This is a genomic window from Xanthobacter sp. YC-JY1 (genome assembly GCF_021730305.1).
GTDB lineage: Bacteria > Pseudomonadota > Alphaproteobacteria > Rhizobiales > Xanthobacteraceae > Xanthobacter > Xanthobacter flavus.
Genome location: NZ_CP032674.1, coordinates 1,789,122 through 1,805,241, shown reverse-complemented (window position 1 = coordinate 1,805,241; position 16,120 = coordinate 1,789,122). Strand labels below are relative to the sequence as shown.

Genomic DNA, 16,120 nt, shown 5'->3' with positions numbered 1-16,120 from the left:
ATGGCCGCTCCCATGGCCAACGCCCCGCAAAAAGGCTCGCCCGAGGACGCGCAGCGTCACGCCGTAGAGACGTCCGCCCTCGCCGCCGCAGACCTCGCGGCGGCCATGCCGCGCCTCGTGCTGGAGGCGCGCCGCATCGCCATGAGCGTGCAGCACGGCCTGCACGGGCGGCGCCGCGCGGGCACGGGAGAGAATTTCTGGCAGTATCGCCGTTTCGTGGACGGCGAGCCGGCCAACCGCGTGGACTGGCGCCGCTCCGCCCGCGACGATCATCTTTATGTCCGCGAACGCGAGTGGGAGGCGAGCCACACGGTGTGGATCTGGCCCGACCTCTCCGCCTCCATGGATTACGCCTCCCGCGGACAGGCACCGAAGCGCGAGCGGGCGCTGGTGGTTGCCTTCGCTCTCGCCGAGCTTCTGGTGAAGGGCGGCGAGCGCGTGGGCATTCCCGAATTGATGCGCCCCTCCGCCAATCGCCGCATCGTCGAGCGCATGGCCGAGGCCGTGGTGCTGGCGCCCCGCCTTCCGACGAGCCTGCCGCCCGAATTCGGCCCTTCGCCGCTCTCCGAGATCGTGCTGCTGAGCGATTTCTGGAGCCCCGCAGAGGAGATTTCGGAGCGCCTTCACATGCTGGCCGCCTCGGGCGCCCACGGCCATCTGGTGCAGATCGTGGACCCCACGGAAGAGACCTTCCCCTTCTCCGGACGCATCGAGTTCCGCGAGCCGGAGGGGGGCGCGCGCCTCACCGTGGGTCGGGCGGAGAGCTGGCGGGCCGACTATGACCTGAAGCTGGTGGAGCACCGCACCCGCATCAGAGCCGCCGCTGAACGCCTGGGCTGGAGCTTCGCCATCCACCGCACCGACCGGCCGGCCAGCGAAATGCTGCTCGCTTTGCACCAGCGCATGAGCGTGGGCGGTGGCCCTTCCGCCATGCCCAAGGGCGGCGGACATGCGTACGTTTCCGGAGGGCCGGCCTGATGTTCGGTCTTCCCCTCGCCTTTTCCGCGCCGCTGCTGCTGACCGCCTTCCTGGCGTTGCCGCTGCTGTGGTTCCTGCTGCGCGTGGTGCCGCCGAAGCCGCGCGAGGTCAGCTTTCCCCCGCTGCGCCTGCTGTTTGGCATCACCCCCAAGGAGGAGAGCGCGGCGCGCACGCCGTGGTGGCTCACCGCCTTGCGGATGCTGCTGGCGGCTCTCGTGATCCTCGCAGCCGCCGGCCCCATCTGGAACCCGCCTGCGGCGGCGCCGACCGGCTCGGGGCCGCTTCTCCTCGTCATCGATCAGGGCTGGCCCGCCGCCGCGAGCTGGGAGGCGCGCCGCAGCGCCGCCGCGGCCCTCATCGACGAAGCCGAGACCAACGGACGCGGCGTCGCGCTCATCCCCACCGGCGACGTGCCGCGTGAGGCGCCCCTCTCCACCCCCGCCGCCGCCCGCGATCGCCTGCGCTCGCTGGAGCCGGTGCCCTATGCGCCGGCCCGCAAGGAGGCGCTGGCGCTGGCCGGGCGCCTCCTCGTCACCGAGCCCGCTGCCGGCGTGGTCTATATTTCCGATGGCGTGGATCTCGGCGCCGATCCCGACACCGCCCGCGCCTTCGCCGACCTCGGCGCCGGGGCGCGTCTGCTGGTGGTGGGCGGCGGTGTTGCCGAGCCGCTAGCCTTGGCCGGCGCGGAGAATGCCGCTGAGGCGCTCACGGTGAAGGTGCTGCGCCCCACCGCCGGCGCCCCGCGCGCCGGGCGGGTGACGGCCCGCGACATGCGTGGCCTTGTGCTCGCCGAAGCCCCGTTCACCCTGCCGGAGGGAACGAGCGAGGTGGACGCCCGCTTCGACCTGCCGGTGGAACTGCGCAACGAAGTGGCGCGGCTGGAGATTGCCGGCGAGCACTCGGCCGGTGCCGTGCAGCTTCTCGACAAGCGCTGGCGGCGGCGGTCGGTGGGCGTCGTCTCCGGCACCTCCACCGACACCGGGCAGCCGCTCCTTGCGCCCACCTATTACCTCTCCCGCGCCCTCGGCCCATTCGCCGACCTACGCGTGGCGGAGACGGGATCGGCCACCGAGAACATCAACCGCTTCCTCGACCAGCGCCTGCCCGTGCTGGCGCTGACCGACGTGGGCACCATCCCGCCCGCCACCCGCAACCGCCTCGCCAAGTTCGTGGAAGACGGCGGCGTGCTCATCCGCTTCGCCGGGCCGCGCCTCGCCAACGCGCAGGACGATCTCCTGCCGGTACGCCTGCGCCGCGGCGGCCGTGTGCTCGGCGGCTCCCTTTCATGGGAGACGCCGCAGAAGCTCGGCTCCCTGACGCCGGAAGGCCCCTTCCGCGACATCAAGCCCGCCGACGACGTGACAGTGAACCGGCAGGTGCTCGCCGAGCCGGACGGCACACTGGGCGACCGCACCTGGGCGACGCTGGCGGACGGCACGCCCCTCGTCACCGGCACCCGCCGGGGCAAGGGCGCGCTGGTGCTGTTCCACGTCACCGGCGACACGTCCTGGTCGAACCTTCCCCTTTCCGGCACATTTGTTGAGATGCTGCGCCACGTGGTTGCCCTCTCCGACGCCCCGCCCCCGCCCGAGACGGCGCCCGCCGGCACCGCGGTCCAGCCCGCCGGACGGCCGGATGTGGCGGCGCTGCCGCCCGCCCGCGTGCTCGACGGCTTCGGCGCCTTCCGTCCCGCCGGCCCCACCGCACGCGCTTTGCCCGCCGATTATCGCGGCCGCTCCACCGCCGACCATCCGCCCGGCTTCTACGGCCCGCCGGACGGCCTCGTGGCGGTGAACACCCTGCTCCCCGCCGACCGGCCCAAGGCGCTCGACCTCGCGGCGCTGGGCGGCCGCACGGAGCCATTGCAGGAGAGTGCGCCGCGCGACATGCGCGGGCCGATCCTCATCGGCGCCATGCTGCTGCTGCTGCTGGATGCGCTGGCCGTGCTGTTCCTCGCCGGCGGTCTCTCCCGCATGGGCGGGACGCGGCCGCGCCCAGGAGCCGCCGCCGTCCTGCTCGCCGCCGTGATGCTGGGCGCCACTGCCGGCGCTTTCCTGCCCGCCCCGGCGCAGGCGGACGACAGCTTCGCCCTGAAGGCCACCACGCAGACCCGCTTCGCCTATGTGGTGACGGGCGACAGCGAGGTGGACGACATTTCCCGCGCCGGCCTCGACGGCCTCGCCACCTTCCTCGCCCAGCGCACCGCGCTGCAGGCCGGCGAGGCCATGGGGGTCGATATCGGGAAGGACGAACTCGCCTTCTTCCCCGTGCTCTACTGGCCCATCCTCGCCAACACACCGGTGCCCGCGCAGCCGGTTCTGGCGCGCATCGACGCCTATATGAAGCAGGGTGGCACGGTGATCTTCGACACGCGCGACGCCATCGAATCCCCCGGCGGCCCCGGCGCGCCGCTCACCCCGGCGCAGGCGCGGCTGAAGGAGATCCTCTCCCGTCTCGACATCCCCGAGCTGGAACCGGTGCCACGCGACCACGTGCTCACCAAGGCCTTCTATCTCCTAAAGGATTTCCCCGGCCGCTTCACCGGCGGCACCACCTGGGTGGAGGCGCTCCCCGCCGCCCGCGACGATGCCGACCGCCCCGCCCGCGCCGGCGACGGCGTGTCCCCCGTCATCATCACCTCCAACGATCTGGCCGGCGCCTGGGCCGTCTCGCGCTCGGGCGAGCCGATGCTGCCGCTCACCCCCGGTGAACCGCGCCAGCGGGAGATCGCCTTCCGGGCCGGCGCCAACATGGTGATGTACGTGCTGACCGGCAACTACAAGGCGGACCAGGTGCACGTGCCGGCGCTTCTGGAGCGGCTGGGGCAGTGAGGAAGACACGGACCTTATGAGCTACGGCCTCACCTTTTCCCCCTTCCTGCCGCTGCCGGCGCTGATCGCGGTCGCGGTCGCGGCCGCGTTGCTGGCCGGGCTGCTGGTCTATTCCCGCACCCGCGGCTCGGTGTTCCGCGCGCTGGCGCTGGCCGTGGGCCTGCTCGCGCTTGCCAACCCCTCCTTCACCCGCGAGGAGCGCGAGCCACTGTCCTCCGTGGTGGCGCTGGTGGTGGACAAGAGCCAGTCGCAATCCTTCGGCGAGCGCACCCAGCAGACCGAGGCCGCCCGCGCCCAGCTCGCCGAGCGGCTCGGCAAGCTTTCCGGCGTCGAGGTGCGCACCATCGAGGCCGATGCAGGCGACGGCTCGGTGGACGGCACGCGCCTGTTCTCCGCCCTCTCGGCCGGCCTCGCCGATGTGCCGCCGGAGCGGGTGGCCGGCGCCATCATGATCACCGACGGGCGGGTCCACGACACGCCGGAAAATGCCGGCGCGCTTGGCTTTTCCGCCCCCGTCCACGCCCTCATCACCGGCCGCGTCGGCGAGCGCGACCGCCGCGTGGCGCTGGAGAAGACGCCGCGCTTCGGCATCGTCGGCCAGAAGCAGACCGTGACCTTCAAGGTGACGGACGAAGGCGCCCCCGCCGGCGCCCGCGTGCCCGTCACCATCCGCCGCGACGGCGAGGTGATCGGCCGGCCCACCGTCACCACCGGCCGCAGCGCCAGCATCGATGTGGACATCACCCACGCCGGCCCCAACATCGTCGAGTTCGAGGTGCCCCCGCTCGAGGGTGAGCTGACGCAGGTGAACAACCGCACCGCCGTGGCCATCGACGGCGTGCGCGACAAGCTGCGCGTGCTCCTCGTCTCCGGCGAGCCGAACGTGGGCGAGCGCACCTGGCGCAACCTCTTGAAGAGCGACGCCAATGTGGACCTCGTCCACTTCACCATCCTGCGCCCGCCGGAGAAGCAGGACGGCACGCCCATCAATGAACTCTCGCTGATCGCCTTCCCGACCCGCGAGCTGTTCCAGACCAAGATCAAGGATTTTGACCTCATCATCTTCGACCGCTACGCCCAGCAGGGCGTGCTGCCGCAGATCTATTTCGACAATATCGTGCGCTATGTTCGGGCCGGCGGCGCCGTGCTGGTGGCGGCGGGAACGGACTTCCTCGACACCGGCTCGCTCTACAACACGCCGCTGGAGGAGATCCTTCCCGGAATACCGCGCGGCGAGGCCACCGACGCTCCGTATCACGCCAAGCTCACGGACCCCGGCAAGCGCCATCCCGTCACTCGCAACCTGCCAGGATCGGAGAGCGACCCACCCCACTGGAGCCGCTTCTTCCGCGTCATCGATGCGCAGGCGCGCTCCGGCACCAGCCTCATGTCCGCGCCCGGCGACAAGCCGGTGCTTCTGGTGGACCGGGTGGGCGAGGGCCGCGTCGCCCTCCTCCTTTCGGACCACATCTGGCTGTGGGCGCGCGGCTATGAGGGCGGCGGTCCGCACATCGATTTGCTGCGCCGCCTCTCCCACTGGCTGATGAAGGAGCCGGACCTGGAGGAGGAGCGCCTCAAGCTCACCGTGTCCGGCCGCGATCTGGTGGTGGAGCGCCAGACCATGGCGGATCAGGTGCCGCCCGCCACCGTCACCACGCCCTCCGGCGCGCTGCGCACCCTCACCCTCGCGCAGGTCGAGCCCGGCCTGTGGCAGGCCAAGACGCCGGCGGACGAGTTGGGCCTGTGGCGGGCGCAGAATGGCACGCTGAACGCCCTCGCCAATATCGGCCCTCTGAACCCCAAGGAATTCGCCGAGGTGACCAGCACCCGCGAGGTGCTCGCCCCCATCGCTGCAGCCACGGGCGGCGGCGTGTGGCGGCTCGCCGACCTCAACGGGCAGGTGCCGCGCCTCGTTCAGGTTTCCGCCTCCGACCGGCTGGCCGGCGAGGACTGGATGGGCCTGAAGACGCGAGACGTCTCGGTGGTGCGCGGCATCGGCCTGTTCCCGATGTTCGCGGGCCTCTCCGGCCTGCTCCTGCTGCTCGGCGTCATCACCGCCGCCTGGGTGCGCGAGGGCCGCTGAGGCGGCCTTCCGGGCGCGGACCCGGGATGCCGAAACTTAAGGTTATGGTTAACGATTTGCTGCCACGCTCCCGGTCACTCGAACACCGGGAGCATGTTGCATGGCCACCGCCGCCTCCGTATCCGCCGACCGCAACCGTGGGCTCGCGCTGCTGATGGGCGGGGCGATGCTGGCCGGCGCCTTGCTGCTCATGATCCAGATCGTGACTGCCTTCAGCGCCTTTGCCGCCGCCGCATCTCCCGCGGGGAGCCGGCCCTCCGGAGCATGGCCAGCGGAAGCCGTCGCCGATGGCAGCGTCATCCACGGCAGCGTCATCGTGCGGTTCGCCGCGATCTAGGGCGCGCGACGCGCCCGTTCCACGGCGCCTATTGCAGGGCCGCCCTCTCCTCCGCCTGCCGCTGGTTCTCCGCACGCTTGGTGACGATGGAGGCGACAATGACCACCACCGTCACAATGGCGATGAGGATGGTGCAGACCGCATTGATCTCCGGCGTCACGCCGAGGCGCACCTGCGAATAGATGCGCATGGGCAGCGTGGTGGCGCCCGGGCCGGTGGTGAAGCTCGCGATCACGAGATCATCCAGCGACAGGGTGAAGGCCAGCATGAAGCCGGACACCACCGCCGGCAGGATGAGCGGCAGGGTGATCTTGAAGAAGGTCTGGAAGGGCGGGCAGCCGAGATCCAGCGCCGCCTCCTCCAGCGTGCGATCGAAGGTGACGAGGCGCGACTGCACCACCACCGCCACGAAGCACATGGTGAAGGTGATGTGGGCGAGCAGCACCGTCCAGAAGCCGCGGTCGAAGTTCACCGCCACGAACAGCAGCAGCAGCGACAGGCCGGTGATGACCTCGGGCATGACGAGGGGCGCATAGATCATGCCCGAGAACAGCGTGCGCCCGCCGAACCGCCCGTACCGGGTGAGGGCGAGCGCCGCCATGGTGCCCAGCACGGTGGCCACCAGCGAGGAGAAGAAGGCGATGCGCAGCGTCACCCAGGCGGCATCGATGAGCTGCTCGTTCTCCAGCAGCGACCAATACCACTGGGTGGAGAACCCCGCCCACACGGTGACGAGCCGCGAGGCGTTGAAGGAGTAGATCACCAGAAGAATGATCGGGATATAGAGGAAGGCGAAGCCCAGCACGATGGACGTGACGTTGAACCAAGTGAGGCCCTTTCTCATTTGCCTGCCTCCAGTTCGCGCTGCTGGATGTTCTGGTAGATCACGATGGGGATCACCAGCACGAGCAGCAGCAGCACCGCCACCGCCGAAGACACCGTCCAGGAGCGGTTCACGGTGAACTCCGTCCACAGCGACTTGCCGATCATCAGCGTGTCGGAACCGCCGAGCAGATCGGGGATCACGAACTCGCCCACCGCCGGGATGAAGCACAAGAGCGCACCCGCGGCGACGCCGGGGATAGAGAGCGGGAAGGTGATCTTCCAGAAGGCCTTCACCGGCGGGCAGCCGAGATCGGCCGCGGCCTCAAGAAGCGTGAGATCCAGCTTCTCCAGCGCCGAATAGAGCGGCAGCACCATGAATGGCAGGTACGAGTAGACGATACCGATATAGACCGCGAGATTGGTGTTCAGGATCTCCAGCGGCGTGTCGATCACCCCCAGCGCCATCAGGCCCTGATTGAGCAGTCCCTCCGGCGAGAGGATGCCGATCCAGGCGTAGACGCGGATCAGGAACGAGGTCCAGAAGGGCAGGATCACCAGCATCAGCAGCGTCGGCTGGATGGAGCGCGGCGCCCGCGCCATGCCGTAGGCGATGGGATAGCCGACCAGCAGCAAAAGAAGTGTGGAGATGGAGGCGATGACGAGGCTGGAGCCGTAGGCCTCCAGGAACTCGTTCGAGAAATCCAGCACATAGCCATAATTGGCGAAGGAGAGGCCGGACAGGAACTCGGTGATGCCCGCAAGGCCGTTGGAGAGATCGAGCTGCGGCGCATAAGGCGGCTGGGCCACCACATCCTGCGACAGCGAGATCTTGAACACGATGAGGAAGGGCGCCAGGAACAGCGCCAGAAGCCACAGATAGGGAACCGCGATCACCACCCAGCGGCCCCTGCCCTTCTCGCCCGCCATGGCCATGATTGCCTCCTAACGGGTCAGAAGGACGCCGGCGTCGGGATCAAACGTGACCCACACCTTGTCGTCCCATGAAATGGGCCGCGCCACGCGGCGCGACAGGTTCGGCTGGGACACCTTGAGGCGCTGACCGCACGCGAGCTCCACATGGTAGATGTTGAGATCGCCCAGATAGCCGATGTCCCAGATTTCCCCGGCAAAGACATTCTCGCTCCCCTCCGGCGGAGGATCGAGGGAGATGCGCAGCTTCTCGGGCCGGATGGCGATGCAGGCATTGCCGCCCGCAGCCACCTCGCAGGGATGCGCCACGGTGAGGGGAGACGTGGTGATCTCCGAGGTGAGGCGCGTGATCTCGCCTTCGCAGGCGGTGACGGTCGATTCGATCAGGTTCACCTCGCCGATGAAGTCGGCGATGTAGCGCGTGGCGGGCTGCTCGTAGATCTCCGCCGGAGGGTCCACCTGCACCAGCACGCCATGGTTCATGACGGCGATGCGGTCGGCCACCGTCATGGCCTCCTCCTGGTCGTGAGTCACGATCAGGAAGGTCATGCCGAGGTCCATCTGCAGGTCCATCAGCTCGAACTGGGTCTCCTCGCGCAGCTTCTTGTCGAGGGCGCCGAGGGGCTCGTCCAGCAGCAGCACCTTGGGGCGCTTGGCAAGCGACCGGGCCAGCGCGACGCGCTGGCGCTGGCCGCCGGAGAGCTGGTGCGGCTTGCGCTTGGCGAACTTCTCCAGCTTCACCAGCGTCAGCATCTCCTCGACGCGGGCGTCGATGTCGGCCTTCGGCATCTTGTCCTGCTTCAGGCCGAAAGCGATGTTGTCCGCCACGTTCATGTGCGGGAACAGCGCGTAGGACTGGAACATCATGTTCACCGGCCGCCGGTAGGGCGGCACCCCCGCGAGATCTTCCCCCGCAAGCGTCAGACGGCCGGAGCTTGGCTCCTCGAAGCCGGCGAGCATCCGCATGAGGGTGGTCTTGCCGCAGCCCGAGGGACCGAGCAGGGCGAAGAACTCCCGCTCATAGATATCGAGGCTGACGTTATTGACCGCGGTGAAATCGCCGAACCGCTTGACGACATTCTCGAAGCGGATGAGCGGGGTCTGGGTTGGATCCTTCCAGGGGGCGAATGTGCGCCGGACGGCGCCGATGGTTTCCTTGCGCGCCTTGTCCGCTGCCATGACTTCCCCCATCCAGGCCTCGTGCAACGAAGGCTAGCCGTGCGGAAGGAAACGCTCAAGCCGCAAGCAGGCGCATTTTTTCAGCGACCGCCGCCCGCCGAACGCCCAACCGGGCCGGCCGGCTACGTCATCCACTGCCATCGATGCCGAGCCCCTTGCACCGCAGCGCCGCATGTACTAGAGGAGCGCTCCTGACGACGGCACACCCGTCGCCGCGGTTCCCGCTTCCGTGCGGCCCGCCGGCACGCTGCGGTAGCTCAGTGGTAGAGCACTCCCTTGGTAAGGGAGAGGTCGAGAGTTCAATCCTCTCTCGCAGCACCATTCCAGCCCATAATCCCCTGATTGGTCCGTGAGCGTACGCGCTCTAGCCGACTGCGCCAGCCATAACAGCCGCCTTCCCACGGCTCCCGAGGTTCGCTCCCTGGCGGAGGTTGCAGTTCTGGTCGCAAGGGGCATGATCGCGCCCTTCGGTCGCGGCGGGAGCCTTCAGGGCGAATGAACATAAGGTTCCTTGAAACCTTCCTTTGGGTTGCCCGGCTGCGCAGCTTCTCCAGCGCGGCGGACCGGCTCTGCACGACGCAGGCGGCCGTCTCCAACCGCATCGCGACGCTGGAGAAGGACCTCGGCGTGCGCCTGTTCGACCGGGACCTGCGCAATGTCAGCCTCACGCCGGCCGGCGAGCGGGCGCTGGCCCAGGCCGAGACCATCGTGCGGCTCGCGGCCGATCTCAGGCTCGGCGTGGGCGATCCGCACCGGCTGCGCGGGCGGGTGGCCATCGGGACTATCGACACCATCGTCTATGCGTGGCTGCCGCGCCTCGTGGAGCATGTGAAGTCCATCTATCCCGAGGTGGACCTGGACCTCACCGTGGACAACAGCCTCACGGTGGCGCGCATGCTGCTCGAGGGCCAAGTGGACCTTGCGCTCATCGCCGGCCCGGTGCTGGCGCCGGGCTGCCGCAACATCGAGCTGTGCAGCTATGGCTGCGTGTGGGTCGCCTCCCCACGCCTCGGGCTGCACGGCCGCCGCCTGATGCTGGAGGACATCACCACCCAGCCCATCTTCGCCTTCTCGCGCGGATCGCAGCCGCACCAGAACGTGCAGAAGCTCATCGAATCCTCCGGACTCGACCCGCACCTCGTCCGCATCCTCAACTCGAACTCGCTGGCCACCATCACCCGCCTCGTACGCGACGGCATGGGCGTCGCGGTTCTGCCCGACGTGGTCGTTGCCGAGATGCTGGAGCGGGAAGAACTCGTGCTGCTGGATGTGGATGCGCGTATTCCGCCCCTGAACCTGCACGCCATTTTCCGCGACGAACCCGGCAGCCCCCTGCCCGGCCTGATCGCCCACATGGCCGCCGCGATCGCCGCCGGCGACCCTCTCGATGGGCATGCTGCGCTGCACACGGAATAAGCAGCCCCCGCCTATGCCGTTCTCATAAGCATTGCTTGTCACGGCGGACAATTATTTCGCGTTTGTCGGGCCTTGGCGCCTCTGCTCTGCTTGCCTCACCAGCAAGGAGGCAGGGGCGTGAAGGTTTCGCTCATCCAGATGAACAGCCAGGGCGACAAGGCGGCGAACCTCAGCGCCGCCAAAGCACTGATCGAGGAAGCGGTCGCTCTCGAACGTCCCGACCTCGTGGTCCTGCCGGAATATTACGCCTGCCTCGGCGACACGCCCGAGGAGACTCAGGCCTCCGCCGAGATCTTCCCGGAAGGGGAGGCCTACCAGCTCATGTCCGGCCTCGCGCGGCGCCTAAAGGTGGCGATCCATGCCGGGAGCGTCGCCGAAAAAGACGGCAACGCCTTCTACAACACCACCCTGGTGTTCGGCCCGGATGGCAGCGAGATCGCCCGCTACCGCAAGATCCACCTGTTCGACGTGGAGATCACCGGCGGCACTGTCTACCGCGAATCCGACACGGTCAGCCGTGGCGACGAGGTGGTGACGTACAGGATCGGCGACACCACCGTCGGCTGCGCCATCTGCTACGACATCCGCTTCCCCGAGCTGTTCCGCAAGCTGGCCGACAAGGGCGCCGACGTGATCGTGCTGCCCGCCGCCTTCACCCTGATGACCGGCAAGGATCATTGGGAGGTGCTGGCCCGCGCCCGCGCCATCGAAACCCAGACCTGGTTCCTCGCGGTGGGCCAGACCGGCTCCCACGCCGGTGGCAGGAAGTGGTGCTGGGGCCATTCCATGGTCATCGACCCCTGGGGCCACATCGCGGCCCAGTGCTCGGACGGGATCGGCTTCACCTCCGCGCGCCTCGACTTTTCCTACACCGGCAAGGTGCGCGCCAACGTTCCCGTTGCCCGCCACCACGTCCTCGCCTGAGCGGAGCCTGCCCCATGTTCATCGTCAACCCCATGCCGGAGCAGATTGCGCCGGACCTCGTCGCCGAGCTGGAAAAGTGCGAGGTGGCGACCATCGGCCACGTGCTGCATTCCGGCTTCGTGGATCCCGACATCCGCGCCGTTCTGCCGGGCAAGCGGGTGGCCGGCACCGCGGTGACCCTGCGCATTCCGCACGCCGATTCCACCCTGCTGCACTATCTCACCGCCTATGTGCGCCCCGGCGACGTGGTGGTGATCGAGCGCTGCGGCGACGCGCGGCATGCCTGTTGGGGCGGGGTCATCACCAACGCCATGAAGATGGCCGGGGTGAAGGCGGGCGTCATCGACGGCCCGGCGACAGATTTCTCGGAAATCGTGCGCGTGGACATGCCCATGTGGTGCCGTGGCCCCTCGCCCATCACCACCAAGCTGCTCGGCCTCGAAGGCGCGCTGAACGTGCCGGTGAACGTGGGCGGCCAGACCGTTTCGCCCGGCGACGCCGTGCTCTGCGACGAGAGCGGCGTGGTGGTGCTGAAGCCGGCCGAGGCACCGGCGGTGGCGGCCCGCGCCATCGCCATGCAGGAGGCGGAGGTCGTCCTCCTGTCGCGCCTCGCGGCCGGCGAGAAGCTTCCCGACATCTCCGGCGCCCGCGCCATGGTGGAGGCGAAGCTCCTGTCCGCCTGAGCCCGCCCAACCGCTGATTCAACCCTTCACGAGAGGCCGCCCAAGCGGCCCGGTCACCTTTCCAGAGGGACAACCAGATGAACGCAGCACACAAGTTCGGAACCCTGTGCCTCCTCGCCGCCGGCCTCATGGCAGGTCCGGCCGCGGCGGAAACCAACCTGACGGTGATGGCCTATTCCGGCCTGTTCCAGGAGCGCTACACGAAGGCGGTCCTTGAGCCTTTCATGAAGGCGCATCCGGACATCAAGGTCACCTTCTTCCCCCTGCCCTCCTCCGCCGCCATGCTGGGCAATCTGCGCGCCCAGAAGGCCGCGCCGCAGGCGGATGTGGTGATCATGGACGTGTCCGTCTCCAAGGCCGGCACGGATGAAGGCCTCTTCACCAAGATCGACGAGACCAACATCCCCAACGTGAAGGACCTCTATCCCAACGCCCGCATCCCCAGCGTGGCCGGCGTGGGCGTGACCTTCGACAACCTCGTGCTGCTCTACAATGCGGAGCAGGTGAAGGAGGCTCCCAAGTCCTGGATGGAGATGGCCAAGGCGCCCTACAAGGGCAAGGTGGTGATCCCCGGCGTGCCGGACATCCAGGGCCTCGGCCTCGTGCTGATCCTCAACAAGGCCAATGGCGGCACCGACTATCTCGCCAACGTGGACAAGGGCCTCGCCGCCGTCGCCGAGATCGCCCCCAACGTGCAGACGTGGGAGCCCAAGCCCGAGGTCTACGCCCCCATCATCACCGGGCAGGCGGCCCTCGGCGTCGGCTATAACGCCCGCGCCCAGGTGAACAGCGAGCAGTCCGGCGGGAAGATCAAGGCGACCATCCCGCAGGAAGGCACCATCTTCCAGATCAACACCATCAATCTGGTGGCCGGCGCCCCCGCGGCCGAGGCGGCGAAGACCTTCGTGAACTATGCGCTCTCCCCCGAGGCGCAGAAGAGCTTCACCGAGACCATGTTCTACGCCCCCACCAATTCCAAGGCCGAGATCACCGGTGCCGCGCTCGACCGCACCGCCGTGAAGAACCTCGACAAGGTGATGGCGGTGGACTGGATCGCCCTCGCGCAGGTGCGCGACAAGATCGCGGAGCAGTGGCGCCGCCGCGTCCTGCCGGCCAGCCGGTGAGGGCAGCCATGATCCACGCCGAGCCCGCCGAGATGACGCGCCTGGCGCAGGGACAGGGCTTCCTGTCCCTGCGGGGCCTAACCCGCCGCTATGACCATTTCACCGCGGTGGACGACCTCAATCTCGATGTGGCCAAGGGCGAGCTCGTCGCCTTCCTCGGCCCGTCGGGCTGCGGCAAGACCACGTCGCTGCGCATGATCGCCGGGCTGGTCCCCGCCTCTTCCGGCCATATCGTCGTGGACGGCCGCGACCTCACCGGCGTGGCGCCCTACAAGCGGGACATGGGGCTGGTGTTCCAGTCCTATGCCCTGTTCCCGCACATGGACATCGCCCGCAACGTGGCCTTCGGGCTGGAGATGCGGAAGGTGCCGAAGGCCGAGGCGGCTCAAAGGGTGAAGGAGGCCATCGCCATGGTCCGCCTCACCGGCCGCGAGCACCATCGCCCGGCCCAGCTTTCCGGCGGCCAGCAGCAGCGCGTGGCGCTGGCCCGCGCGCTGGTGGTGCGGCCCTCCATCCTTCTGCTGGACGAGCCGCTCTCCAACCTCGACGCCAAGCTGCGCGACGAGATGCGCACCGAGATCCGTGACATCCAGAAGCGGCTCGGCATCACCGCCATCTTCGTCACCCACGACCAGATGGAAGCCCTCACCATCTGCGACAAGGTGGTGGTGATGAACCACGGCCGGCTGGAGCAGGTGGGCACGCCCCACGAGATCTACGAGCACCCCAAGACCGCCTTCGTGGCCGGCTTCGTCGGCCGCATCAACCGACTGTCCGGCCGGGCGTCCGGCGGCGTGGCGCAGGTGGCGGGGATCACGGTTTCCGCCCCCGGCTTCGAGGGCGACGTGGACGTGATGGTGCGGCCACACCGCATGGTCCTGTCCACCGGTCCGGCCCCGGCCGATGCGGGGCTGCACCAGCTCTCCGGCACCGTGACCCGCGCCACCTTCGCCGGCGACATCCTCGAATATGAGGTGGAAGCCGCCGGCACCCTCCTGAAGACCGAGGCCTCCACCCGCGGCGGCGAGGCCCTGCTTGCCCCGGGCACGCCCGTCACCCTGTCCTGGCGCCCCCAGGACACGTTCGTGTACGCCGCGTCATGACGAGCCTCACTCTCTGCCACGCGGAACCGCGACGGCTCGGCCCCCTCGGCACGGCCAGCGCCTTGCTGCTGCCGATCGCCGTGGTGAATGCCATCGGCTTCCTGTGGCCGGTGGTGAACCTGCTGAAGATGTCGTTCCGCGAGGCGCAGGCCTCCGGCGCGCTCGGGGCGGGCTACAATCTGGACACCTGGACCAACGCCCTCACCGACAGCTTCACGCTGGAGCTCATCACCAACAGCGTGGGGGTCAGCCTCCTCATCACCGTGCTGACGCTCATCGCCTCCTACCCCATCGCGCTCTACCTGCACCGGTCCACCGGCACATGGAGAACCGTGCTGATGGTGCTGGTGGTGGCGCCGCTGCTCACCTCCGCTGTGGTGCGCACCTATGGCTGGATCGCCATCCTCTCCGACCGGGGGCTGGTGGCCAACGCGCTGATGGCCCTCGGCATGGCGGAGCCGCCGCGCCTCATGTTCAACCTCACCGGCGTCGTCATCGGCCTCACCGAGATCCTGATGCCCTACATGATCCTCGCGCTGCTCTCCGGCTTCGGCCGGCTCGATCCGCGGCTGGAGGAAGCGGCGCTGACGCTGGGCGCCTCGCCGCTCAAGACCTTCTGGCGGGTGGTGCTGCCCCTCACTGCGCCCGGCATGGCGCTGGGCGGGCTCCTGTGCTTCGTGCTCGCCATCTCCTCCTTCGTCACGCCGAAGCTGCTCGGCGGCGGGCGCGTGTTCCTGCTCGCCACCGAGATCTACGACCAGGCCATCGTGACGCTCAACTGGCCGCTCGCCGCCGCGCTTTCCATGATCGTGCTCGTGGTGTTCGGCATTTCCCTCACGCTCTACGCCCGCGCCCTGCGGCGCATCGCCTGAGGAGGAGAGACATGGACGAACGCCCCGTCTCCCCGGCCCTGAAGATCGCCGCCGGACTGATGTTCCTGTTCCTGCTGGCGCCGCTGCTGGTGGTGCTGCCCATCTCCTTCAGCGGCGACGACTTCATGGCCTTCCCGCCCTCCAGCTGGAGCGTGAAGTGGTATGGCGCCATCTTCGCCAATTCGGTGATGATGAACGCCTTCTGGATCAGCCTCGCGCTGGCCTTCGTGGTCACCGTGCTGTCGCTCGGCATCGGCCTGCCGGCGGCCTATGCGCTGGTGCGCCTCAAGCCGCCGGGCGCGGAAGCCCTCTCCAATCTGTTCTCGGCGCCGCTCCTGCTGCCCACCATCGTGCTCGGCCTCGCCCTGCTGCTGGTGTTCGCGCCCATGGGCCTCATCGGCTCCTTCCAGGGGCTGGTGGCCGCCCATCTGATCGTCACGCTGCCCTATGCGGTGCGGGTGCTCTCCACGGCGCTGGCCAACCTGCCGCTCACGGTGGAGGAGGCGGCCGGAATGCTCGGCGCGCGGCCGCTCACCGTCTTCTTCCGCGTTACCCTGCCCATGATGCGCTCGGGGCTCGTCTCCACTACGGCGCTGTGCTTCCTCGTTTCCTTCGACGAGGTGGTGCTCTCCCTGTTCATGACCGGACCGCGCCTGCAGACGCTGCCGGTGGCCATGTACAACCACGTGGATCAGCAGGCGGACCCCATGGCGGCCGCCATCTCGGTGCTGCTCGTGGTGCTGACCCTCGCCGTCGTGCTGGTCGTGGACCGCACCGCCGGCCTCACCCGGACCTTCGTGAAATGACATCGGCCGGCGGCTGACGCCGGCCCCTT

14 protein-coding genes and 1 tRNA gene are annotated in these 16,120 nt (G+C 68.7%); 12 read left to right on the top strand and 3 right to left on the bottom strand.

The genetic code is table 11. The features are described 5' to 3' along the window. The first annotated feature begins 12 nt into the window (after positions 1-12). The 4 genes from D7006_RS08400 (at position 13) to D7006_RS08385 (ending at position 6,229) form a co-directional block, all read left to right on the top strand. A complete protein-coding gene (locus D7006_RS08400; protein WP_169121518.1) occupies positions 13-978 on the top strand; it encodes a DUF58 domain-containing protein in 966 nt (321 codons plus the stop codon). After that, positions 978-3,809, top strand: a complete 2,832-nt coding sequence (locus tag D7006_RS08395; protein ID WP_237356273.1) for a DUF4159 domain-containing protein — start codon at positions 978-980, stop codon at positions 3,807-3,809. The genes D7006_RS08400 and D7006_RS08395 overlap by 1 nt, the downstream gene beginning before the upstream one ends. 16 nt (positions 3,810-3,825) lie before the next feature. After that, positions 3,826-5,892 carry a hypothetical protein gene (locus tag D7006_RS08390; RefSeq protein WP_237356272.1) on the top strand — a complete coding sequence of 689 codons (2,067 nt, stop codon included), beginning with the start codon at positions 3,826-3,828 and terminating at the stop codon, positions 5,890-5,892. 100 nt (positions 5,893-5,992) lie between these two features. Next, positions 5,993-6,229 carry a hypothetical protein gene (locus tag D7006_RS08385; RefSeq protein ID WP_237356271.1) on the top strand — a complete coding sequence of 79 codons (237 nt, stop codon included), beginning with the start codon at positions 5,993-5,995 and terminating at the stop codon, positions 6,227-6,229. Between the two features lie 28 nt (positions 6,230-6,257). Here the strand turns inward: D7006_RS08385 and D7006_RS08380 are convergent, their stop codons facing one another. From D7006_RS08380 to D7006_RS08370, 3 genes are read right to left on the bottom strand one after another with little or no spacing between them, the layout of a single operon-like run. Then, on the bottom strand, positions 6,258-7,073 hold the full coding sequence (locus D7006_RS08380; protein WP_169121387.1) for an ABC transporter permease: 816 nt from the start codon (positions 7,071-7,073) through the stop codon (positions 6,258-6,260). Continuing rightward, a complete protein-coding gene (locus D7006_RS08375; RefSeq protein WP_229643172.1) occupies positions 7,070-7,987 on the bottom strand; it encodes an ABC transporter permease subunit in 918 nt (305 codons plus the stop codon). The genes D7006_RS08380 and D7006_RS08375 overlap by 4 nt, the downstream gene beginning before the upstream one ends. Positions 7,988-7,996: 9 nt before the next feature. Beyond that, entirely contained in the window at positions 7,997-9,163 is a 1,167-nt protein-coding gene (locus tag D7006_RS08370) for an ABC transporter ATP-binding protein (RefSeq protein ID WP_237356270.1), read from the bottom strand. A gap of 246 nt (positions 9,164-9,409) precedes the next feature. On the opposite strand from D7006_RS08370, the gene D7006_RS08365 reads away from it, so the two are divergent. The 8 genes from D7006_RS08365 to D7006_RS08330 all read left to right on the top strand — a co-directional run bounded on the left by D7006_RS08365 (position 9,410) and on the right by D7006_RS08330 (position 16,091). Then, positions 9,410-9,484 (top strand) — tRNA-Thr (locus D7006_RS08365). A 174-nt stretch (positions 9,485-9,658) separates the two neighbouring features. Next, entirely contained in the window at positions 9,659-10,579 is a 921-nt protein-coding gene (locus D7006_RS08360) for a LysR family transcriptional regulator (RefSeq protein ID WP_237356269.1), read from the top strand. A 117-nt stretch (positions 10,580-10,696) separates the two neighbouring features. Further along, complete coding sequence (locus D7006_RS08355) at positions 10,697-11,503, top strand: carbon-nitrogen hydrolase family protein (protein ID WP_237356268.1); 807 nt, start codon at positions 10,697-10,699, stop codon at positions 11,501-11,503. 14 nt (positions 11,504-11,517) lie between these two features. After that, positions 11,518-12,186, top strand: a complete 669-nt coding sequence (locus D7006_RS08350; protein WP_169121390.1) for an RraA family protein — start codon at positions 11,518-11,520, stop codon at positions 12,184-12,186. A 77-nt stretch (positions 12,187-12,263) separates the two neighbouring features. Continuing rightward, entirely contained in the window at positions 12,264-13,310 is a 1,047-nt protein-coding gene (locus tag D7006_RS08345; RefSeq protein ID WP_237356267.1) for an ABC transporter substrate-binding protein, read from the top strand. A gap of 8 nt (positions 13,311-13,318) precedes the next feature. Next, positions 13,319-14,413 (top strand): ABC transporter ATP-binding protein, encoded by a 1,095-nt coding sequence (locus D7006_RS08340; protein ID WP_237356266.1) that lies wholly within the window; start codon positions 13,319-13,321, stop codon positions 14,411-14,413. Continuing rightward, positions 14,410-15,285, top strand: a complete 876-nt coding sequence (locus D7006_RS08335) for an ABC transporter permease (protein WP_237356265.1) — start codon at positions 14,410-14,412, stop codon at positions 15,283-15,285. Before D7006_RS08340 ends, D7006_RS08335 begins: the two co-directional genes overlap by 4 nt. A gap of 11 nt (positions 15,286-15,296) precedes the next feature. Then, a complete protein-coding gene (locus D7006_RS08330) occupies positions 15,297-16,091 on the top strand; it encodes an ABC transporter permease (RefSeq protein ID WP_169121393.1) in 795 nt (264 codons plus the stop codon). Positions 16,092-16,120 lie beyond the last annotated feature (29 nt).